Consider the following 24,406-nt stretch of genomic DNA (forward strand, 5'->3'; position numbering starts at 1 on the left):
TGGATTTGCGGAACCACTAATAATAGACCGCGAGCCTTGATACTCTATATCCTCCCTAATTGGACGTTTCTCAAATTGTGAAGCGTCCTTAGAAAATTGTTTATTAATATTCTGAATTCACAGCATGACTTCATAACTCGTACTACGTCCTGAGGCATCAGGTTTTTCTAACATGCCTTTTTCTACCAAGTCATTAATATTTCTTAATGCCGTATCAGCCGAGCACTTAGTTATCATTGCCCATTTTTTTTGGTCAGTTTGCCATAAAAATTCATTAGTAAGGTATTGAGGAGGATGCGGTGATTAACAATGCTATTCGATTCATATTATGCGGAGATTAGCGCGGTTATTCAATGCTTTTTAAGTGTGCATATAGGTCGTACAGGTACGTTCTGTCATGTTTTGCTAAAGTTTATACTTGATTTATGATGATGTTATGACTGATGTATAATTTCTATTCAGAATGATTCCGCAGCCCATCTATATAATTGGCCCAATCCTGCATCATTTGCACTCTGGTATCGATCTCATCAAGCCGGTTATAAGCACCGCCATGCGTGTCTTTGATTCTATGGCCCAGCTGCAACTCTGTCACGATGTCCGAATAGCGCAGTTCGGGTTGCTCCATCAGCAAAGTTTTGGCTGATGCCCGAAACCCATGAGCGCATTGCACATCCTTATATCCAAGCCGATGAAATATCTGTACTAGGGTTGCTTTACTAATATATGAATTGCTTGAGGCGCGCATCGATGCAAATACGTACTCTTTATGACCTGTGATGGACTGTATGTTTCTTAAACGTGCAATTACTTGTGTCGCTAATGGTACGACTAAGTGCGACACCATGTCCTCACGACCTTCGCCCTTGGTAGGGGAGAACGCCCATAGCTTATTGTCCCAGTCTATATCCTGCCAGCGCATAGATCGCAAATCGATACTACGCACAAACACATAAGGCAGCAGATTCATTGCCTCTATCGTAATGGCGCTTGCGCCTTTAAATGAGTCCATGTCTCGTAACAATATTGCAAACTTATCAGGCTTAGTGATGGCTGGCAAATGATTGCCTGAATTAGCTGGGGCAAGCTCACCACGCGTGTCCATCGCCACATTTTTGTCACATAATCCTCGCGCTACTGCGAACGAAAATACTTTTTCAGTATAAAGTCGGGTACTTGCGCCCACAAAGGTTGCTTGGTTTTCATTGTTTTGGATGGCCTCGCATACACCCAAAATAATCTCGCTGGTGATATCATTCATTTTTAAGTCACCAATTTCACGACACATATATCCTAGACACAAATCCCAAAATTTGAGGGTCGACTCACTAAACGAGGGCTTTTTAGCCTTACTATGATGACGACTCCCTATCTTGTGGTCTCTCCAAGCCTGTGCAACCTCAGCAAACGTGGCGTTTTTTAGATGAGCATACTTATTAACTTGTTCTTGTTGCTGTATGGCCTTGGGGTCAGAGCCTTTTGAGACTAGAGTGAGTATGGACTCGGCTTTATGCTTAACCTCATACAAGCTAATATCATCAACCTTACCAAGCATCATCCTAGGTCTTTTGCCCTCGATATGTGGATGCGAATAACGAAGGTAGTATTCTTTTTTGCCATTTGGGTAGATACGAACACTTAGACCAGAAGTGCCTGAAATACTGATTGAATAATCTTTATCTCGGCATTCAAGTTTATTAATATCGTTTATAGTATTGACAGCCATTATGTATATCCGTAAATGTTGCAGGTGGAATGTGTCCAAAATATTTAGAGATAGCCTGAGAGTATACTTTCTAAAATAGTGATGACTACTGAAAGTCATACTTTGTATAAACTAAAAAAATCATTGGACACTGGTATGGACACTAATTATCACCAGATATCTTAATAAAATTATTTATTATAGTAACTTAAGTCTTAATTATCCCCAAGGTTCACTTGGGGATAAATCTAGTATAGTGGAGATAGAGTGACTAAGCTATATCTCAATTGGCGTGCGGGCGATTAGTGAGTGGTGAGCACCATAAATATGGAGAAGCCTATCAAGATTTGCATTCGATAAAAGAGGATTTGAGCGCCTTTAGGCAAAAACGCATGCTCCTGTACTTGCACAGAATCACTTAATCAGGGTCATAGTACTGTTCTGTGCAAATTTGGACGGCATCAAATTCAATGCGTTAGATTTAAATAGCTTAATGGGAACAAGAGATATTCAAAAGACCACTAACTGCTTCTCTAATAAGTGACTCTCTAATAAATGATTTTCTAATCTGAAACACTTTTTGATGATGCAAAGCACAGAGTATTAGCGCAAAGTTATTATGACTCCTTCTATCAAAATAAAGCGCTCCGGTATTGTCAGAGACATAACGTCATTTATGCAAACCTAGTCATGACGCCAATATACTTTTACCACAACACCGGTACGACTGAGTTCCAGTCGCTCTCTCAACAATGAGCGCAATGCTTTGGCAGTATTTGCTTCTAGTGCGCCCCAAACTTTATCAATCTGTAAAGGGTTGTCAGTTAAATAATCACCTAGTGTACTGTCAATCAGCGTGGCTAAATCTGATCCTGAGTTTGCTTGATTGGTTACTATAGGCAATACGGTAAAGTGGTCATTACCGTGGGTTTCGGTATCGCAATCAATTTTATTATCAATGTTACTGTTGTCATTACCAATGCTATCAAGGCTACTGCGCATTTTCACTGTATCAAAATAAATTTGATCATCTGCATCTTGCGTCACACAAATGATTAATGGTGGCTTAGGGTTATTCCATAGCTCCAGCAGTCGTGCTGCCGTTGGCATCGAGGTCTCGTCGACAATCAGTACCGCTTGACCGTCTCGTAAGTGCTCTACCTTTTCTGGAAACTCACGTTTTGTGACAACGGTCTCGCCTGCTTGTAGTTCTGCTGCCCAGTTGCCGCCCGGCGTATCCCCATGCAAAAAAACATCGACCCACGCTCGTATCTCATCATCAGCTTGCCATGCTTTTCTTAAAGTGTAATAGCAGTGAGGACGAGTAGGGCGCAGGTTGTCTTTTCCACCATCATTAACTGCATTGTCACCAACATCGTCAGACATCAATGCATTCGTCATTGCATTGTGCTCTAAGTCAAACAAGTACGCGTAACCTGCTTCGTTGGTAGGTACTGACGTCGAGCTTGTTGTGCCTTTAGCATCACTTAATATTGGCATGCTCAATTCAAGGCGTAGCATATTTTTGCTGATTCTATAACTGTTTTGCACATCAAATACTTGCTTGGTCAGTTTGATTGTTTTTTTGCCCAGTTTTTTATCTGCTCTTTGTTTTAGCAAGATATATTGAGCTTGCAAGTCATCAAGCTGGGAGATAGGGGCAGCAAAAGCGATAAAGAAGATCTGGTCATGAAGCGAGCTATCTTGAGCATCAGTTGGTTGATTCTCTGAGCCTTTTGGACAAGTCTGTATAGCAATACCTTCAACATAAATATTAGTTATTTGCGCATCGACCAGATCCAATTCGGCGGTAGATAATGAAGTAAACACACTCAAGAATCCAAGTAGTTCGTCGAGGTGCTCTTCATTAATATGAGCGACGACACTGGCTATTTCAGGGGCATTTAAGGAGGTGTAGTGGCTGTGTTGGTTGTCAGCGTTTTCTGTAGCAGCTAAAAGAAGGTTGGTCATATAAATACTCGCAATCAACAAAGCGTTGACAATAAAGTGAATGAGTTTTAGTTAATGATAATTGTTTTTGTTATCATTTACGAGTAAAATCCATTCTTATTATAGTTTGATCTTCAAAAATTGGTCTATAACCAATGATCGATACACCATGATTTTTATGACATATTACTTTTATCAACAGTGAGTGCTTATATGCTACGTGCAAACCAACTGACCATCAGTCGCCAAGGAAATACTCTGTTAGACAATGTGACTTGTGAGATTGATAGCAAGCAGCTGGTGGCTTTGGTTGGGCATAATGGCTCTGGCAAGTCGACCTTGATCAAGGCGTTGGCAGGCGAGATGGCAAGTAGTAGCGGCACTGTCACATTAGATGAACGCAGTATTAGTGAGTATGGCAGTAAAGAGCTAGCACGGCAGATGGCATATTTACCGCAGCAATTGCCAGAGGCGGCTGGATTTACTGTGCGTGAGCTGGTCATGCTAGGACGCTATCCACATCAGAGATGGCTACAAAAGCCTACCCAAACGGATAAAGAAAAAGTCGCGCAAGCATTGAAGGTGACCCAAACTGAAGCGTTTGCTGATCGAATCACGGCCACGCTATCAGGCGGTGAGCGCGCTCGTGCTTGGCTCGCCATGTGCCTGGCACAGGATACCCGTTATCTATTACTTGATGAGCCACTTGCTGCCCTTGATATGCATTATCAAATCGAGGTTATTCAGCTTATCCGTCGTTTGGTAGACGAGCAAGGCTTGAGCGTGGTGATTATTATCCATGATATTAATTTGGCCGCACAGTATGCAGATCGGATCATCGCGCTGAAAAATGGCCAAGTGTGTCACAACGGTGATATCGCCAGTACCATGCAACCTACCGTGCTACGCGATATCTTTAATGTCGATATGCAGCTGCTCAGTCATCCCCTCACTGGACAGCCTGTCGCAGTCGCTTAACGTCTGGTCTCTGCTCCTCCTTTTTAACTCGCCTACAAAGATATGCTTCTATGCCTCCCCTTTTTTATACAGAACAATCATCGAAATTTTTAATTTCAATAACTACGTCAGTATTGGTTACACCAGTGACAACACTGAAATGGTTCGCGCTCTCATTGTGCTTAGTATTGACAGCTTGCAATAACCCAACATCTACGAAAAACAGTACTGACCAGCTCGATGAGGTGCAATCTACCCTTACGTCAGAATCAGAAAATAGTCGTGGCGATAGGATGAACATCGTCTCTCCTGACTGGGGTAATGCAGCGACTTTGACAGCGATGGGGCATGCACCCATTGCGACAGGTGATGTAAGGGTTTGGGATAGGTGGGTTGGCAGCCCTAAGCTACCAACTTCGATAACAGATTTAGGCATCCGCTATCAGCCCAATGCTGAGCTCATCGCCCAACTGCCGGTTGATATGGTCATAGACAATTATTTTTATGAGCATGCGCGTAATTTATACGGCGATGTCCCTGCTGAGTCTGTGATGTTTGCCGCCAAAGGGGAGACGGCAACGTGGGCGGACTATACCGAACCGACGCGGGAGCTGGGCGCGCTGATCGATAACCCAAAGATGGCTGAGGACTATATTGTACAAAGTCAAAAAGACATACAGCTAGCCAGTCAGCAATTGCAGCAGCGTTATCCAAAAGTAAAAAAATTCGCAGTGGTACAGTTTGCAGATGCCAATAATATGCGTATGTATGTGGCAAATAGCTTGTTTCAGCCTGCGTTAGAGCAAATGGGTAAAGAGCTTGTGGTATTGGGCAAAGGCAATAATTGGGGGTTTGTGCCGATACGGATGGGAGATTTGGCGCAATTAGATGATGAGACTTGTCTGTTAATTATCGATCCACTCAGTCCCATCACTAGCGCTGAGATTGATGACAGCTTGATTTGGCAGCGTTTAGGTTATGGCAATACCCGCTGTGTGGGGGAGCTACCTCCAGTATGGATTTATGGTGGGATGTCGTCATTGGTCAGCCTAGCAAATAACTTGTCAGACGTTTCATTAAAAGGCGGGGAAGTACTATGAGCGCCAATGTAGATACTCACAACAACAGTCACATCAATAATCATATTAATAACAACATCGACAGTGCTCATACGATGACATCAGCTTCTCAAACGGCAACGGTTTCTAAACCATCATCGCCGCCACCAAATCAACCCAACCCCCAGACTTCTTTGTTTACCAGTACCTCTTGGCGACTGTGGGCAACGCTCATCGGATTAGCGGCTCTATCATTATGGAGTAGTTGGGTACTGTTAGATCAGCAGTGGACGCGCCCGCTCAGTGACTTGTTTATACCAAGCATGCAATTGGATATTGCCAGTATGGCGATACAGCTGCATATCGTGGCAACCAGCATAGTGGCGTTATTAGCTGGCGGGTTATTGGGCGTGGTCAGCATTCTATTACAGCAATTGGTAAAAAACCCACTAGCATCTGATACGACGTTAGGTGTGGGCGTTGGTGCTCAGTTGGCCATGCTCATCGTCACGCTGTTTTTGCCAAGCTTAGCCATTTATGGTGGCATTTACGTGGCCTTTGTGGGTGCTATCATCAGTATGGGTCTGGTGTTTGCCTTATCAGCACCCAGCCGGTTTAATCCATTAATTTTGATATTGTCCGGTTTGGTCGTCAACATTTTGCTGGCCGCAGTAGCCAATGTCCTGGTGCTGTTTTTCGCTGAGCGTAGTAATGGCATGCTGTCATGGGCGGCTGGGTTTTTGGCGCAAAACAGCTGGCATACCAGTATCGCGCTAGTCATCACTGCCATTTTGATGGCGATAGTATGTCTGCCCTTATTAAAGCCATTGACGCTGATGAGTCTAGATGACACGCAGGCAAAACGTCTGGGTGTTCCTATCAATGGCATTCGCGCACTTGTTGTATTGGTGGTCGCCGTTGTGACGGCTTTAGTGATTAGCGAAGTTGGCTTGATTGGTTTCATCGGTCTTGGTGCGGCAAGTTTGGTCAATGCACTGGGCATCTCTGCTATTGGTAAGCGTTTAGTCGCTGCCTTTGGGCTTGGCGCGCTGCTGTTATTATTGACCAGTAATGTCGCGTTACTGCTTGAGCCGATACTTGATATGCAAATACCAGCTGGTGCCATGACAGGTATCTTGGGTGCACCCTTGATTATTTGGCTGATTTTGCGTCAGCGCCGCGAGCGGATAGAGACAGTGACGCCGATGCTGGCAGGTAAGCATACCTCTATCGCATTTTGGCGCTGGGGCGCTGGTGTGCTCGCTATCATCATGCTGGCTTGTCTGTTTGTACAAGACATCAATGGTTGGGGGCTCAGTACGGATTGGGCGCTCACGCAGCAGTACCGCTTGCCTCGCAGTTTAAGCGCTGCGGCCACAGGCTTGATGTTGGCAGTCGCAGGTGTGCTATTGCAAACATTGACCCGCAATCCCATGGCCAGTCCTGAGGTGTTGGGTGTCAGCTCGGGTGCCGCACTTGGGGTTATTTTAGGGTTCTTACTATTACCAAGTTTAGGGCTATCCGCTGGCGCAGGGACGTTGCTGGTTTCAGGACTCTCAGGTGCGATGGCTGTACTGCTATTGATTATTTGGCTAGCACGTAGGGTCAGCTCAGGTTATTTATTATTGGTCGGTATCGGTATTGCCGCCATGATGGATGGGGTGATGCATATGGTCAAGCTCTCAGGAGACCCGCGACTGGAGGCGATGCTTAGCTGGTTGTCAGGGACAACTTATAGCGCCCAGCCCAGTACGGTATGGTATCTCATTGGCATTGCCGCTATTTTGTTTGTGCTCAGTCTACTGCTGATCAAGCCTTTGCGCGTCCTTGGACTAGGTACAGGTGTGGCGCGTAATCTAGGTGTGGCAGTCACGCCCGTTACCTTGTCACTACTGGCATTAGTCGCAGCGCTTAGTACGGCCAGTACGCTTGCGGTTGGTCCCTTGAGCTTTATTGGTTTGATGGTGCCACATTTGGCTACCTCACTGGGTGCGGTCAAGCTTGAACGGCAATTGCCATTAGCTGCACTTCTAGGGGCAGGCGTGATGGTGATAGCGGATTGGATTGGCCGTTATGTTATTTTCCCTTATGAGCTGCCTGCTGGTACGATTGCGGCCATTATCGGTGGTGGTTACTTCTTATGGCTCATTCGTAAGGTGCCAGCCACAGCGAGTAGATAGCCGCTGTCTTTAAATAGCTATCAGTAAATAGTTCAAGCGAGCACAGATAATTCTAGAGTTGTCTGTGCTTGGTTGCTAGTTGTGCATGCTTAGTGGTCAACGGGCTGTAATAGTTTTCTTCGTTTTTAATTTGTCATTCTTAACTTTTCACTCAAATCATTATTTTTATCATTCTTAGCTATAGAAAATCTGAAAACTGGGTTGACAGTCAATCATTGGTAGTAGATACTACGCCTCATTAATAATAATGATTATCATTTACATTACCATTCAATATGAATAATCAGTATGTTAAAAGTAAGCGGCAAGGTTTACTTTTGAATGTTTATCCAAGACGACTGACAATAACAAGGCTGAAGCTATGGACACGATCCTTTTAGACAAACCACTTGATAACGAATGCTACTTACACCGTCAAGAAAAATTTGAATCGAAGGTTCGCAGTTATCCACGTAAGCTACCCTTTGCGATTCAATCTGCTAAAGGTGCATGGATTACCGATGTGGAAGGTAACAAGTATATCGACTGCCTATCAGGTGCTGGCACGCTGGCACTTGGGCACAATCATCCCGTAGTCATAGAAAGCATCAAAGCGCTATTAGACAGTAACCTACCGATGCATACATTGGATATCACCACACCGTTAAAAGACAAGTTCAGCGAGTTCATGTTCAAGCTACTCGCTACCAATAGCGATGAGTATTGCTTACAGTTTTGCGGACCAACGGGTGCTGATGCGGTAGAAGCGGCGATTAAACTGGCAAAACAAGTCACGGGTCGTTCGGGTGTGGTTAGCTTTAGCGGTGGCTATCATGGCATGACGCATGGCGCGCTGGCGGTGACAGGAAACTTGGCACCCAAACAAGGTATAGAAGGCCTGATGAGCTCGGTGCAGTTCTTGCCTTATCCTAATATGTATCGCTGCGCGTTTGGCTTGCCTTTTGAGCAAAGCATCCATGCCCACATGAGCTACTTTGAAAACTTCTTAAAAGATGTAGAGAGCGGTGTGGTGAAACCAGCAGCGGTCATTTTAGAGGTCATACAAGGGGAAGGCGGTGTCAACCCTGCGCCAATAGAGTGGTTGAAGCATGTGCGCCGAGTGACAAAAGAGCTGGGTATCATGCTGATTATCGATGAAGTACAAACCGGGTTTTGCCGTACAGGACGTTGGTTCGCCTATCAATACGCTGATATTGATCCCGACATGATTGTGATGTCAAAAGCAATCGGTGGTGGGCTGCCACTTGCGGTATTGGGTATCAAAAAACAATACGATGTATGGCAAGCAGGCAATCATTCTGGCACGTTTAGAGGCAATCAATTAGCCATGGCGACTGGCCTTGCCACCCTCAATTACTTAAAAGACAACAACGTTGCTGATTATGTTTTAGAAATAGGCGCATGGTTCATGTCGCAGCTAAAAATACGCCAACAGCGCTATCCAAAAATGGGTCAAGTCAGAGGGCGTGGTCTCATGATTGGCATAGAAATTATCAATCCAAGCCTACCTAAGCAAAATGACGGTAGCTATCCAGCAGATAGCGATATGGCTGCCAAAATCCAGCAATCATGTTTTAAGCATGGATTGGTGATTGAAAAAGGCGGTCGTGGTGGCACCGTACTGCGATTATTACCGCCACTCAATATAACCAAAGATGAGCTGCAGCAAGTCTTGCAAAGGCTTGAGTTGGCGCTAGAAGACAATCAATAGTCTTGCCAGCGCTTTAGCATGATTCACATAAAAAACTCTGATAACAACTCTAATAATAAGTCACTTATTTGCGATTTATACCATCGTAGAATAAACAAGTGAGGACATTTTGCATTTATTAAATCAGCAAACCAGTGAGCAATATGTCACGCATATGCAAAAAACCACAGCTGTCATCAAACAGTGGCTAGACGACAATAACGTCTATTTGGGCGGCACACCGCAACAAGTGCAAGCGACCAATTCCTTTAGCATCCGTGAACAAGGCCGAGACATCGACACGATACTCGCTGATATTCAAAGTAAGTTTTTACCCAGTTGTGTGTTGACGGCTAATACGAATTGCTTAGCCCACTTACATCCGCCCACACTAGTCATCGGTCAGATTGCTGAGATGATTATCGCAGCCACTAACCAAAGTATGGACTCGTGGAACCAAAGCCCAGCAGCGACCTATATCGAAAAAGACTTAATCCATTGGCTGTGTCAACGTTGTCAGTTTGGTGACATCTCTGGTGCCCTTTTTGATGAAAAAACAGACAGTAACGCTGGTGGAGTCTTTACCAGTGGCGGTACGCAGAGTAACCTGATGGGTCTACTGCTGGCACGCAATCAATTCTATAGGGTTAAGGGCGTTGATGTGCAAAAGGACGGCCTGATGGGTCAGCCTAGCGGCAGTATTCTATGCTCAGACCAAGCGCACTTTTCTATTGAAAAAAACGCGGCGCTACTGGGTCTAGGCCAACGTTCCGTCATTAAAGTAGCGACCGATGCATCAGGCACCATGCTAATGTCTGATTTACAACATCAGATAAATCGGCTAGGCGCTGACAATGTGATGGCCATCATCGCAACTGCGGGCACCACCGATTTAGGTGCGATTGATCCTCTAATGTCTATCGGAAAAATTTGCCGTGATGAACAGATATGGCTACATGTCGATGCGGCATGGGGCGGGGCATTGCTACTATCACAGCGCTATCAACACTTGATTGAGGGTCTGAATCAAGCTGACTCTATCACCTTGGACTTTCACAAACATTTCTTCTTACCGATCAGCTGCGGCGCTTTTCTCTTACGAGACAATCGGAATTTCGAGAGTATTCGCCATCATAGCGAGTATTTAAACTCTGCTGATGATGAACAGGACAATATCCCAAACTTGGTGACGTACTCTTTACAGACCACACGCCGATTCGATGCCTTAAAGCTGTGGATGGCGCTGGACTTACTGGGAACGGATGGCTATGCAGCCTTGATTGATAGCTGTCTGGATACTGCCAAGCAAGCAGCACAGCTGATTGATGCAAATGAAAATTTTGTGCTGGTACATGAGCCTATTATCAGCAGTGTTTTGTTTTACTTTACAACCAAAGACACCGCGCTATCTGATGAGCAACTCGCACAGCTCAATCGTCACATTGCCCAAGCGTTATTGGTCAATAACATTGCCAATGTGGCCACCACCCAGTTTGAGCAGTGCCTTTGCCTTAAATTCACCATTCTAAATCCCAATACCCAAATCAATGATATTGCAGACATCATTGAGCAGATGGCTATTGCTGGTTTTAACCGACTCAATTCTGACAACCTGAACGTTGATGGGAAAAAATAACATGATGCAGCATAAAACGCTTGATCGACTCACACTACAAAATCTAATCAATGCTTACTGTTTTGAAACTGGGCACGGCGATATTATTGCCGTAGAGCAGCAGGATGATATACAGAAGCAGGCCTCACAAAACAAGCCTCTATTAGTGCTAATGCTATTGCCTTCGAACACGGTAATGGTCGTACCTGTCGACAGAGTGAGCCAATTGGGTCAGCATCGTTTGGCGGGCACGCCGCTTATATTGAATAAGCAGGTAAGCATACGATCAGAATCAAAATTAGACACGCAACTGGACGACCCTTTGCAAAACAGCCGATGGATAAAGTCCTCTGCTATGAGCCTGGCGTCTTTGATTATTGAAGACATTGTACATCGTTATAAAGACAAAGCGACGCTAGATGCCAATGGTGTATTAAAACGCTGGATTGAGAGTTATGAGGGGCTACAGATTATTTTAGAGCATCGCAATGATGAGATTGATGACATCGTTGACTATCAGCAAGATTTTATTCAGACCGAACAAAACCTTATTTACGGTCATGCCATGCATCCTACACCCAAAGGCCGTGCCGGCTTTTATGGTGCCGAATGGGCGAAGTATGCGCCCGAGACCAGTAGCAAAACCCAGCTGCATTATTGGCTAGTGCACCCCAGCTGTATTACAGAAGAATTCGTAGATGGCGAGAGTATTACCACAGCGCTCAAATCAAAGCTACAAGCTGATATGAGTGGCTATCAGCAGCAACTTGTGGATGAGCATCCTGACTATAAGCTGTTGCCATTGCACCCTTGGCAAGCAAGGTTTTTGCAGCAGCAGCCGTGGTATCAAAAACTGCTAGAACAAGGTCAATTGTTTGACTTGGGTGAGCTCGGTTGGTATCTGCATCCAACGACATCAGTACGCACACTGGCTGCATTTGATGCACCTTGGATGTTTAAACTGTCGTTATCTGTAGCAATCACCAATTCGGTGCGGATTAACCTGCCCAAAGAGTGTAAACGCGGTATGCATGCCTGCCGAATCTGGCGTAGCGACTATGGTACTCAGCTCAAAACTGAGTATCCTACGATTGCGGTATTGAATGATCCTGCTTGGATTGCCTTACGTATGGATGGAAAAATCATTGATGAGACCATTTGTATCTTACGTGACAACCCTTTTACAGAAGATAAGCAAGTCACCAATCTTGCCAGCTTAAGCCAAGACCATCCAACTCGTCTTACCAATCGCTTAGATACATTGTTTAAGTCTATCCATAAACGGACAGATGAACCTTTAGAGCAGGTGGCTATCCAGTGGTTTGACACTTATTTACAAGTTGGTTTTATACCACTTATTCATATGTATTATCAGCATGGTATTGGGTTTGAGGTACATCAGCAAAACAGTCTGATCGAGCTAAAAGACGGCTATCCTATTAAGTTTTGGGCCAGAGACAATCAAGGGTTTGGCTATATTTCGGAGTATGCCACGCCGCTCATTGACGCTTATCCCGAGCTTATTAGCGAAGGAGAATGCGTCATTCCAGAAGACTTTGCCGACTCAAGATTTGCCTATTACCTAGTTGGTAACAGTATATTTGGTCTTATTACTGCTATTGCTCGTACTCAGCTTGTGAGTGAGGATGCATTAATCACGACGTTTAAAGAATGCTTAATAGCGTTAGAGCAACAATACCCACATCGCTCGTTATTTGACTTGTTGTTGCGTAGTCCTACATTGCCGTTCAAGGGCAATCTACTCACCAGACTCTATGCACTCGATGAGCTGACCGCACCTGTTGAGACCCAGTCTATTTATGTCGATATCCCAAACCCTATGATGACGTAGCACGTCATATTGGAACGGCAAAATTAGCACACGATAAAAGTTAGGGTTCAACAAGAATTAGTATCAGAATTAATGTGACCACCAGATCACTAAGGGGCGACAGTGTTAGATATTATTGGTATTGGCGTAGGGCCGTTTAATTTAAGTTTGGCGGCATTACTGAAAAAGACAAGCGTAACCGCCAAGTTTTTTGAGCAAAAAGCTGAGTTTAATTGGCATAAAGGCATGATATTGCCAAACACTACGCTGCAAGTACCTTTTATGGCAGACTTGGTGACGATGATAGACCCAACCAGTCCGTATTCTTTTTTGAATTATTTGCATACTCAGCACCGATTGCTCAAGTTTTACTTTTTAGAAGAGTTTAAAATTTATCGTAAAGAGTACAATCATTATTGCCAGTGGGTAGCAGGGCAACTGGATAGTCTGAATTTTGATGCGGCAGTGATAGACGTGGCGTTTGACGACACCAATGATGGATTTGTAGTGACAGTCTCTGAACAAGGCATTCAAAACACCTATCATACTAAAAATCTGGTCATAGGGACGGGCACACAAGCCACGCTACCACCATCGCTGCAAGACATTGCCAAACGAGCACCCAACCGCTGTATGCATACCGCCCATTTTGCAGACAATTTTGACTTGGACAGCCTCACTAGTAGCCTTGATCTGAATAGCACCAAGACAGACAACAAGCTGACCAAAATATTGGTGTTGGGATCTGGGCAATCTTCAGCAGAGGTGTATCGAACGCTGTTTGATCAGCAGTTTGATGGCGATGATAGTACTAATGACGACCCTAAGTTTCAATTAGATTGGATGACTCGCTCGGCAGGTTTCTTTCCCATGGAGTACTCGCCATTAGGTTTAGAGCATTTTAGCCCGGCGTATACAGATTACTTTTATGATTTAGACTCAGCAACCAAGCCACAAGTTACTGCCAAGCAAGATCTACTCTATAAAGGCATGGGCTTTGAGACCATACGTGATATTTATCATCGTCTCTATGAGCGCAGTATTACCAATCAAGATTTGTATTCGACGTTGCTGTCTAACTGTGAAGTGGTTGAGGCAACGCTGACAACAATGCTTGAAGTGCCAGAGCCGACAGACACCATAAAACTGGTAGTTAAACAGCGTGAGCAGAATCAAGATTTTACTGCTGAGTATGATTGTGTGATTGCTGGTACAGGCTATCGTTACGGTCTGCCTGAGTGCTTAAATACGCTACTACCTAGCATCGCGCACGATGAGTTTGAGCAGCCAATCATTGATAGAGACTATGCACTGAAATATGTGCTGACGGATCAAAAAGACATCGAGACTGAGAGCAAGATTTTTGTACAAAACCAAGAGGTCCATACTCATGGCGTTGGCGCACCAGACTTGGGGCTGGGTGCTTATCGAGCAGGATGCATCATCAATCAGTTGACAGGTGAAAAAACTTACGACACTGACGCCTTAAAAGTATTTCAAAAATTTGGCGCGTAGTGTTTTATAAGCATTATATTGAACAGAAACTATATTGAAAAACACTAGGGCGTGTCCTCATTTTAAAAATGGTAATAAAAATGAGATAAATTGCAGTCAAACAAGGAAAATAGCGCAGATAATATCGAGATATTAGTCAGCTATTTGACACCGTTTGGCAAGATTTAGACATTTTTAACCCATTTAGATAACTATCGATTGAATTGAGGACACGCCCTAACCACATAGCAAAATAATAATTAGGAGCAAGTCATGCCGACCATCACCCAAAACCTACCCGATACCTTTAGTATCGAAGCTTATCAAAAAACGTTTGCGTTGAGACCTGTCAAATACCCAGATGATATGCCATTGCTGTATAAATGGATGCATGCTGAGCATGTGGTCGATCAGTGGCAGCTACATCTCCCGATGCCGCAGCTAAAAACCCATTTTGAAAAAATGCTGGCCGATGATCATCAGCGTCTCTACCTCATACTTTGTGATGATAAGCCGATTGGTTATACAGAGATTTATGAAACGGCTCGTGACCGCTTGTCTCATTATTACAAAGCCAAGGAGACGGACATGGGCTGGCATATTTTGCTTGGCGATCCAGCGGTGGTTGGTAAGGGCTATCTCAAACCAACCGGCATGATGATCAGCAAGTTTATATTTGAGCATACTGAGGCCAAAAAAATCGTGGTCGAGCCGGATAGTAAGGTTGAGGTGTATCAATGGATTGCTGATAGCTTTGCCTATAGAGTGCAACGTCTGATTAAAATGCCAGAAAAAACCGCCTCATTATATTTTTGCAATCGCGATGAGTTTTTGGAATCTAGAGGTTATCTTAATTTCTATGGTGCCACTGCTTAATGAGCAAAGCACTTATAAATAAGGCATCTACAAATGAGTCGCCTATAAACGAAGCCTCGAATAGTAGCGGTAATGGCTTTACTGACAAACAGATAAAGCAGGTGTTACTGACACTACTGCTCGGCGGTACGGTGGTCAGCTTCAGTAATAGCGCGCTCAATCCGGCTATTCCTGTTTTTATGTCGGTGTTTGATGTCGATATCGTGATGGGCGGCTGGGTGTTAAATGCTTATGTCTTGGCCATGAGTGTGGGGCTGATGCTAAGCGGCTACTTAAACAAAAAATTTCCTTTTAAGCATGTTTATTTGGCGGCAATTTTTGGATTTATGCTGGGCTCAGTCATTGGGATGCTGGCGTCTAGTATGAGCTTTGTCATCATTGCCAGAGCCATACAAGGACTGAGTGGCGGTCTCATTATCCCGCTGTCTATTGGTATGCTGTATCAGATTTATCCGCAGCAGCAGCACGGCAGAGTCATGGCGCTATGGGGCATTGTTATCATGATGTCGTTGGCGTTTGGCCCTTTGGTCGGTGCTTATTTGGTTGAGCAGTTTGCGTGGTGGACACTGTTTGCCATTACGTTACCACTCAGTGCAGCGGTCATGGCGATGGTGTGGTGGTTAATACCTGATATGCGCTCACATGATGAAAAAATCCCTTTCGATACCATCGGGTTTATCAGCTTACTCACTTGGCTGCTTGCGATGATGGTTTGGCTGAGCACGCTGAAGGTAGACTTCACTGGTGGATTGTTCAGCAGTGACGGCTTATTAAAGATAGCCACGTTGGGTTTATTGTCTGTCGGATTTTTACTGTCCGCGATGGTTTGGTGGGCCTATGAGCGGCGGCAGCGTCATCCGTTATTAAACGTGCGTTTGTTTAACAACAAAACCTATTTGCACAGTAATATCATCAGCATTAGCCAAACAGTCGGTTTGATGCTGTGTCTCTTGCTATTGCCCGTATTGATACAAGACGTTATGGGCGAGAGTGCTTTATGGACAGGTGTTGTACTGATGGTCGCGACGCTCGTGGCCAGTATCACCACGCATTACGCTGGCAAGATAGTAGATAAGCAAGGTGCCAGAGGGATTGGCATCGTAGGAATTGCGATTAGTGCACTGTCTACCTTGATGCTGGCATGGTGCTTGTATCAGCCCACGCTTTGGCTGTTAATGTTGATTATGAGTATGCGCGGTGTCGGAGTGGGTCTAGCATACCTACCAACCACGACCGTTGGGTTTAGTAGCTTACCCAAAGACGCAGTCACTGATGGAGCCGCACTTAATAACATCAGTCGCCGCATCATCTCTACCATATTTATCACGCTGTCCACCCTTTATATAGGCAGTCGAAGTGCGCAGTTATTAGCAGCAGGTAGTAGTGACGGCATGGCAAGCGCGATCCAAGAAATACTGGTGGTCATCGCGGTGATTTTATTATTCACGATTCCTTCAGCGTGCAAATTACCACGATCCCCATAAACAAATACCCCGTATCGGGGTTTACTTTAACTTATTAACGTAAATAATTATCATTCGCTTTACATGTATATAAATTTATACTTTTATTTGATTCAATTTCCAGACAGGAAGCTTATATCTATGTCCAATAATCTAGCAAACTCTATCAAAAATAATAATAGTGCAAATGTCACTTATGCGACTAAACCGTGGCAAGCACCTGTTAATTATCAAATTATCGCACGCGCTGAGCAACGAGTGATGAAGCAATTGCTACAAGCGTTGTTATATGAAAATATCATTGAGTTTGAATCTGAAAGTGCGAACACAGCTCATGAAAGTACTAGTAATGAGACGCTGCTGAATTTTGTTATCAAAGCAGGTGATGATGTTCGTTATACCGCGCAAGGCCATATTCATTACAGTTTTGACATCATCCGTTTAAATGACTTGAATGTACAGCGAGTGGTTAACGGGGTTGCCGAAGACGCTATTCTTGAGCATGTAATCAGTGATATCTTGCTCAACATTGAGGGTGCAGAATTCAAAGACAGCTTTATCAAAGAGCTGCATCATACCTTAGTGAACGAAACACAGTCTCAGATACTGGCTTCTAATGTGCCTGTAGCTATTAATAAACTCACTTATGAGCAACTCGAAGGCTATTTGACGGCAGGGCATCCTTATCATCCTTGTTTTAAGTCTCGTATTGGTTTTGATTTGCAAGACAACTATGACTATGGACCAGAGTTTGATCAAAACATCGGTGTGGTGTGGTTGGCGGTCAAAAAACAGCTCCTGGTGAGCAATACCACTACTGACATCGATATAAATGAATGGGTGAAAGATTATGTGGGTACTAGTGAATTTGATGCACTCAATGCCAAACTCACAGAAGTACTTACAACCACAAATGAGACGGCTAATAATTATTGCCTAATACCTGCACACCCTTGGCAATGGCAAAACACCTTAATTCAAGCATTACAACCACTGATTGCCACGCAAGAAGTTATCTACTTAGGTAGTGCGGGTCATCAGTACCGCGCTCAGCAGTCTATTCGCTCACTGACGATGCTTGGTAATAGCGATGACAATGTTAATGGTGATAATGACGTTAGTAATAATAAAGCCTACTTAAAGCTGAGTATGCATCTGATTAATACCTCAAGCACGCGAATACTAGCAAAGCATACCGTGATGAATGCGGCTGTTGTCACCACTTGGTTAAATCAACTGATTGCAGATGACAAGACTGCCCAAGCATTACCCATTGCGTTTTTAGGTGAGACCGTTGGCGTTAGTCTAGACCATGAGGCGCTACGCACACGTGGCTACCAGCATCCAAATATGTATGGCGGGCTAGCTGCGATTTGGCGAGAAAACGTGAACCAGTATCTATCAAAAGGTCAAACAGCATTTCCGCTCAATGGTGTGAGCTATGTCAATGCTGATGGCTCGCATTTAATAGCACCTTGGCTTGACAAATATGGTGTAGATACATGGATTGCGCAGTTGATTAAGGTCACTGTCACCCCTTTATTACATATTTTATTTGGTTATGGTGTGGCATTAGAGTGCCATGCGCAAAACATCGTCTTGATACATGAAAATGGCTATCCCGTAAAAATAGTATTAAAAGATTTGCATGACGGGGTTCGTTATTCACCTAATCACTTAACTCAACAACATCTGCGTCCAGACTTTTATAGCTTGCCACCTGCTCATGCTGCCTTAAATAGAGGCTCATTCATCGAGACCGAAGATACAGATGGCATTCGAGATATGACGGTTGCTTGCTTGTTTTTTGTGGCGTTGTCAGACATTGCGATTTTCATGCAGACGCATTATCACTATTCTGAGGTGGCGTTTTGGCAACAGGTTGCTGACTGCGTGACCGACTATCAAACCTCCCATCCAGAGCATCAAGTACGGTTTGACTTGTTTGATGTATTCGCCGAACAAACACGCATTGAGTCATTGGCTAAGCGCCGATTATTCGGAGATAAAGCATTCCCGATTAAATACATCAATAACCCATTATTTAAAAGTCAGGGGTAAGACGATGCATACCTTATTTCCTGTACAAAATTATGTGAAAAACAGCCAACCTGAGGCAAATTCTGAACCAGATATCGAGGTCATCCAATGGTCGCTGATTAGTCATTTGGTAGAGTGCTTTCTATTAGAGCAGTGGGTGGATGAGCATTTTATTCAAGTGACAACTACCACTGAGTACTTGGCAAATCATCAGACGTCACAACCTCAAGACGCGCATCAATTTTTAGCTTCACTACCACAGCAGTATCAAGGCTTCTTTGACCAAAATAACCCATTAATGGTGATGCAAGTTGACCAAAATAGACAGTTATTACTACTGGTCGAGCCTGCTTACGCGTCACCGTGGCGATTGTCTAAATCATGTCTGCCTATCATACATAACAAGCATCACAAAGATAGCGCTTTGCTAGAGACAGTAGGCTCAGCACAGCACTTGTTAGATATCTTTTTATCAACGATGGATAGTGCCGCGTTATCTGATATCGGTGTGTTAAAGCTAAAAGAAAGCTTAGAGGCCTCCTTTATAGCGCAGCAACAGTCAGCGGTGGCAAATATCACAACTACAGTATGTCAGAACCCGCATTGGCATCAAACCTTGATTGCAGCGGAGCAGTGGGCATCACTGATGGATCGTCCATTTCATCCATTGGCAAAGGGTAAGTTGGGCTTTACATCAACAGAATATAAACGCTATATGGCAGAGTTTAACCAGCCTATCACGCTCGTATGGGTCGCCATTGCTAAAAGTCATGTCATGGTGGCAGAGCAGGTCAAAGACACGACAACACAACATCCAGCAGCCTATCTTTTGGACACTACGCAACAGCAGAGGTTGGCAAAAGAGCTAGATGACAAAGGTATTGCAGAGACGCACATTGCGATGCTCGTACATCCTTGGCAAATGACTCATGTGATTGATGCTATGTATGCCGACGATCTTGCCAATGGCACAGTTATCGCTCTGACTTTTGAAGCGCTTATCACTTATGCCAGCTCATCCATGCGCAGTATGTTAATTGATACGGATACACCAAATAGCATTAAGCTACCTATAGGTGTGTATGCACTGAACTCAAAGCGCTACTTGCCAGCCCTCAAGCTGATCAATGGTGAAAAAAACCAAGCCATATTGATGCAGGCAAGAACGTTAGACCCTGTACTATCAGCACAGTTACGGTTATGGGATGAGCGCCTATGGTGGGGTTACATGTCTCCGCCTCATTTACATGATAAAAGCGCTATCAATCCTTATTTTTATCAAGAAAAGCCCACGCATTTAGGCGCGATGCTACGTCAATTACCAGCAGATCTATGTGACGATACGATTCGACTATTACCGATGGCAAGCTTGGGTATGTTGGTCTACAAGCAAGGTGTTAGCCATCATTTTTTTGACGGCATTGTTCAGGAGGGTATTCATAGTACTACCCAGAATAGTAGCCAAAACAGTGATCAAGACAGCTTTCAAGAAGGCTCGCCACAGAATAAAAAACTCGCTGTCATAGCGTGCTTTAAGAATCTTTGTGATGTATTTTTGGGGACTATGCTGCGCTGTTTACGCCTAGGGTTCGCACCTGAGATGCATGGGCAAAATATTGTTATCGTATTAAAAGACAATCGTTTTACTAGTCTGTTATTGCGTGATCATGATTCCGTACGCATTCATCTACCATGGCTGGCACGTCATCAAATAGTAGATCCTGAGTATTTAAGTCCGCCAGATTTTAAAAACCGTCTATATCGCGAGACGCCGCAAGCGCTGATATTTTATCTACAGTCGCTAGGATTGCTAGTCAATATTCGAGCGATTATCGAGTCATTGGTTGAGCACTATCATATCAATGAAGATACGCTGTGGCACGAGGCAATGACCAGTATCGAGGAGGCATTAGCGACTATCGATTTTGATGATGATCAGCGTCAGATACTCCGTGACGAGTTATTAAACAGTTCACACTATCCGCATAAAACATTGCTATTGCCTGTGATTGCACGTGGTGCTGACCCTCATGGCAGTATGCCAGCAGGAGAAAGCAGGACGATCAATCCGTTTATGCATGTTAAGAAAGCAGCTAGCCGAACAATAAAAATTATAAAAAATAGCCATAATCTAAAAAGCACGATAGTGAGAACATCATGAATAACATCATAAATGACATCGATATTCACGACCTTATAGACAGTTATAAAGAGATAGGTACCTCAACCATTGGTCATCTGACAGGGGTAGGGTATTTGCCAGATATTAAGCCACTCAACCCCTACACGGCTACCATAGTAGGCCGAGTGTTAACAGTGCAACTAACCTCTGACAACACGGATGTGATCAATCAAGCATTGATTCGAGCAGCATCTAATGATGTGTTATGTATTGATGCTCAGGTATTAGGCATTAAAGCATGTTGGGGAGCGTTGCGTACTTGTGCGGCTATCTATGAGAAGCTATCGGCGGTCATTGTCATTGGACAGGTAACGGATTCGATACAAATTCAGCAGCTGGGCTTTCCTGTCTTTGCACAAGGTATCAGTGCTGTGACCACGTTCAAGAGCAACCAAACACAAGGATTATTAGCCTCTGATATTGCCTATCGCTTTGGTGAGCAAACAACGATTATCCGTTCAGGCGATATCGCTATGATGGATAATGATGGTGTGTTTGTATTGCCTATTGATGTAGCGCAGCAGCTGTTATCAGATTGCCAAAAGAAACATAAAGAGGATGAGGTTAAGTTTCAGCTATTTTTTGAGGCATATCGTAATAATCAGTTAGATAAGTTGTTTGAGAGCTAGGGCGTGTCCTAGTGAAGTTATCAAAAATTAGATTTTCAGCTGAACCCAGAATCATCATAAGTAAGCACTTACTAACAAAGTATAAATACATATAGAAATAAAAACGATTATCATTTACAATATCGTTCACAAAGTTAGTACACACAGTATTGTTAGCTAAATATAACTGATACCACTATTTGACTATCCAACTAAGTGAAGTAAATATGAAAAGCCATCATCAAGTTGCTCTATCCGTTCTTACCCTTTGCATCAGTCAGCAATTATATGCACAAACCGATGTCAGTACTACGGGTGTTGCTGTCAATACGGCTACGTCAGAAGCGTTGGCCTCAAATTCAACATCAAGTTCGGCATCAACTGAAACTCCCAATGTGACTTTAGACACTATCAATGTCACTGCTAAGGCCAGAACAGGTACGGCACTGGCGCAAAAAATTAGTGAGATGCCAGCCGTCACGCAAGTGATTACTGAAAATGAGATTCAGATGCAGGCAACGGGTGACCGTACCACTGGTGATATATTGGCTCAGCTGATTCCAAGCCTAGGTGCCAGTAGCGGTTCAACCAGTAACTATGGTACGACCATGCACGGCCGTCCAGTACAGTTCTTGCTGAATGGGGTGCCATTGAGCAGTTCACGTAGCCTCTCACGTGAGTTAAATAGTATTGATTCTGCACAGCTTGAGCGGGTAGAGGTACTCTCAGGCGCTACCAGTATCTATGGTGCTGGCGCGGCAGGTGGTCTTATCAATCTCGTGACCAAATCTTTGGTCGGTTATGGTCCTATCAGACAAACCAGAGTCGGCGTCAGTAGCAGTCGTGGCTTTGAGTCAGACTCATTGGGTTATCATGTGGGCCAGACCTTGGGGTATGGCGGAGAGCGGGTTTATGGGCGTTTAGATGTCGACTATGATAGCAAAGGCGGCAAGTTTGATAGCAAAGGCAATCGAATCAGCCCAGATGCCAATCAAACTGACCAGCAAGATACCGAATCGCTAAGTGTAAATGGTAGCTTAGGTATGGAGCTCACTGATAGCCAACGTCTTGATCTCGCCGTGACTTATTATAAAGATGAGCAGGACACCGACTACGGCCCAGATTATGGTGATAATTTACAGGTCTTGTTAAAACCTAAGGATGCACCACCGTCTTTGAAAGCCATTAATGGTGCCAACGTAGAAAATGAGCCATATACCGAAAAAAGCTCAGTAAATTTAAGCTATAACGATGATGACTTTGTAGGCTCAGGTTCTAGCTTAAGCTTGACAGGCTATTATAGAGATGAGAAAGGCCGTTTTTATCCTTCTGGTAAAGATTTCCCTAAACAAGCGGGCAAAGTCTGGGTGGCTAATGGCCTTACCGATGAGAATACGCTAAAAAAATTACTAGGCGGTGCAGTCGTCGTCACTCAGTCAGAAGCTGATATCGAAGTAATGGGTTTGCGAGCAGCCATGCAAACCGAGACGGAAGTCGCAGGTAAAAAGACACTGTTTAGCTACGGCGCTGATTTTGAACGCGAAAAAAGCGAGCAAACTTACGACGGACAAGACTTAAATAAATTTAAGGCCAGCAACGGTCTAAGCGCTCAGCCAAATGGACTTAGCTATAACGGTGGACCAGATACTACCATCGATAAATGGGGCGCTTTTGTCAATGCAGATGTAGACATCACTGATAAATGGCATGCCAGTGCTGGCGTGCGTTATCAAAAGCTTAAGTCAGAAACCGATACTTTTACGCCCATCTATGAGCAGCTGCTTGAAGAGTATTTTAATAACCCTGATATCAGTAGCATAAGCGATGCTTACGGCATTGACTATCAAGCAGGTACTGTCGAAAAGGGCAACACAGACCATGACAAAACCTTGTTCAATCTCGGTACTAGCTATCAGTTAACCCCAAATGATCAGATATTTGCCAATTTTTCACAAGGGTTTACCACAGCGGATATCCAGCGTGCGCTGCGTGATGTGCGTGCAGGTTTTGTGGTCAACTCAGACAACGTACAGCCGATTGCTATTAACAACTACGAGTTTGGCTGGCAAGGCAAGCATGGCGATACAGCAGCGCGCTTGAGCGGTTTTTATAACGAATCAGATAAAGTAGTGCGCTTTACTGACAGCTATACTGTAGAAGTCGTCGATACCGATGAGCGCGTTTATGGCGTAGAAGGGTCGCTCAGTCATGACATTAGTGATAAATGGCAAGTGGGCGGTAGTGTCGCCTATACCCGTGGTCAATATGACAAAGATGGTGACTGGTTGGAGCTAGATGCAGTACGTCTAACACCGCTCAAAGGTACCGCATTTGCACAATACAACTTTGATGAAGGCAGCAATATTCGTCTACAAGCATTGGCAATCGGCGGTGATGACAAGGCTTTTAAAGACCAACAAAAAGACCCTGACTCTAGTGCCTTGCCTGTCACTGGTTATATGACCCTTGATGTATTGGGACAAGTAAAAATGCCAGTCGGACGAGTAGATTATGGTGTTTATAACTTGCTCAATAAGGACTATTTAACAGTCTATCATCAAACCACATATGGCGACCTGAACCGTTTACCGGCATCAGGCACCACCTATGGCTTAAGCTACACCGTTGATTATTGAATAATAAGTACTCAAAAGCCTTTCATACTAACTGTTTGATAGTATGGAAGGCTTTTTTATTTAGGGCGTGTCCTCATTTTAAAAATGGTGATAAAAATGAAATAAAGTCTCTCTATTTGAT

16 protein-coding genes are annotated in these 24,406 nt (G+C 44.1%); 13 read left to right on the top strand and 3 right to left on the bottom strand.

Features of this window, described 5'->3' with window-relative positions:
* Positions 1 to 117 precede the first annotated feature (117 nt).
* From AAEY72_RS01230 to AAEY72_RS01240, 3 genes are all read right to left on the bottom strand, one after another.
* The gene (locus AAEY72_RS01230; RefSeq protein WP_352309146.1) at positions 118 to 237 is read right to left on the bottom strand and encodes a cell filamentation protein Fic; all 120 of its coding nucleotides are present in this window, start codon (positions 235 to 237) and stop codon (positions 118 to 120) included.
* A 217-nt stretch (positions 238 to 454) separates the two neighbouring features.
* Positions 455 to 1,726, bottom strand: coding sequence for a tyrosine-type recombinase/integrase (locus tag AAEY72_RS01235; RefSeq protein ID WP_352309147.1), 1,272 nt, complete (start codon positions 1,724 to 1,726; stop codon positions 455 to 457).
* A 663-nt stretch (positions 1,727 to 2,389) separates the two neighbouring features.
* Positions 2,390 to 3,676, bottom strand: a complete 1,287-nt coding sequence (locus AAEY72_RS01240; RefSeq protein ID WP_352309148.1) for a siderophore-interacting protein — start codon at positions 3,674 to 3,676, stop codon at positions 2,390 to 2,392.
* Between the two features lie 192 nt (positions 3,677 to 3,868).
* Between AAEY72_RS01240 and AAEY72_RS01245 the strand changes: the two genes are divergently transcribed.
* The 13 genes from AAEY72_RS01245 (at position 3,869) to AAEY72_RS01305 (ending at position 24,285) form a co-directional block, all read left to right on the top strand.
* Complete coding sequence (locus AAEY72_RS01245) at positions 3,869 to 4,633, top strand: ABC transporter ATP-binding protein (RefSeq protein ID WP_352309149.1); 765 nt, start codon at positions 3,869 to 3,871, stop codon at positions 4,631 to 4,633.
* 125 nt (positions 4,634 to 4,758) lie between these two features.
* Positions 4,759 to 5,712: an ABC transporter substrate-binding protein gene (locus AAEY72_RS01250; RefSeq protein ID WP_352309150.1), complete on the top strand. Its 954-nt coding sequence runs from the start codon at positions 4,759 to 4,761 to the stop codon at positions 5,710 to 5,712.
* The gene (gene fhuB, locus AAEY72_RS01255; RefSeq protein ID WP_352309151.1) at positions 5,709 to 7,850 is read left to right on the top strand and encodes a Fe(3+)-hydroxamate ABC transporter permease FhuB; all 2,142 of its coding nucleotides are present in this window, start codon (positions 5,709 to 5,711) and stop codon (positions 7,848 to 7,850) included. The genes AAEY72_RS01250 and fhuB overlap by 4 nt, the downstream gene beginning before the upstream one ends.
* Positions 7,851 to 8,211: 361 nt before the next feature.
* Complete coding sequence (locus AAEY72_RS01260) at positions 8,212 to 9,561, top strand: diaminobutyrate--2-oxoglutarate transaminase family protein (protein WP_352309152.1); 1,350 nt, start codon at positions 8,212 to 8,214, stop codon at positions 9,559 to 9,561.
* A 109-nt stretch (positions 9,562 to 9,670) separates the two neighbouring features.
* The gene (locus AAEY72_RS01265; protein ID WP_352309153.1) at positions 9,671 to 11,176 is read left to right on the top strand and encodes a pyridoxal phosphate-dependent decarboxylase family protein; all 1,506 of its coding nucleotides are present in this window, start codon (positions 9,671 to 9,673) and stop codon (positions 11,174 to 11,176) included.
* Position 11,177: 1 nt separating this feature from the next.
* On the top strand, positions 11,178 to 13,007 hold the full coding sequence (locus tag AAEY72_RS01270) for an IucA/IucC family protein (protein ID WP_352309154.1): 1,830 nt from the start codon (positions 11,178 to 11,180) through the stop codon (positions 13,005 to 13,007).
* Positions 13,008 to 13,109: 102 nt separating this feature from the next.
* The gene (locus AAEY72_RS01275) at positions 13,110 to 14,501 is read left to right on the top strand and encodes a lysine N(6)-hydroxylase/L-ornithine N(5)-oxygenase family protein (RefSeq protein ID WP_352309155.1); all 1,392 of its coding nucleotides are present in this window, start codon (positions 13,110 to 13,112) and stop codon (positions 14,499 to 14,501) included.
* Between the two features lie 252 nt (positions 14,502 to 14,753).
* On the top strand, positions 14,754 to 15,356 hold the full coding sequence (locus tag AAEY72_RS01280; protein WP_352309157.1) for a GNAT family N-acetyltransferase: 603 nt from the start codon (positions 14,754 to 14,756) through the stop codon (positions 15,354 to 15,356).
* A complete protein-coding gene (locus AAEY72_RS01285; protein ID WP_352309158.1) occupies positions 15,356 to 16,840 on the top strand; it encodes an MFS transporter in 1,485 nt (494 codons plus the stop codon). The genes AAEY72_RS01280 and AAEY72_RS01285 overlap by 1 nt, the downstream gene beginning before the upstream one ends.
* A gap of 120 nt (positions 16,841 to 16,960) precedes the next feature.
* Entirely contained in the window at positions 16,961 to 18,880 is a 1,920-nt protein-coding gene (locus tag AAEY72_RS01290) for an IucA/IucC family protein (protein WP_352309160.1), read from the top strand.
* 4 nt (positions 18,881 to 18,884) lie between these two features.
* Positions 18,885 to 21,020: an IucA/IucC family protein gene (locus AAEY72_RS01295; RefSeq protein ID WP_352309161.1), complete on the top strand. Its 2,136-nt coding sequence runs from the start codon at positions 18,885 to 18,887 to the stop codon at positions 21,018 to 21,020.
* Positions 21,017 to 21,670 (top strand): RraA family protein, encoded by a 654-nt coding sequence (locus AAEY72_RS01300; protein ID WP_352309162.1) that lies wholly within the window; start codon positions 21,017 to 21,019, stop codon positions 21,668 to 21,670. Before AAEY72_RS01295 ends, AAEY72_RS01300 begins: the two co-directional genes overlap by 4 nt.
* Positions 21,671 to 21,876: 206 nt before the next feature.
* Complete coding sequence (locus AAEY72_RS01305) at positions 21,877 to 24,285, top strand: TonB-dependent receptor (protein WP_352309163.1); 2,409 nt, start codon at positions 21,877 to 21,879, stop codon at positions 24,283 to 24,285.
* The last annotated feature ends 121 nt before the right edge of the window (positions 24,286 to 24,406 follow it).

This window comes from Psychrobacter sp. W2-37-MNA-CIBAN-0211 (assembly GCF_040309405.1).
Taxonomy (GTDB): domain Bacteria; phylum Pseudomonadota; class Gammaproteobacteria; order Pseudomonadales; family Moraxellaceae; genus Psychrobacter; species Psychrobacter glaciei.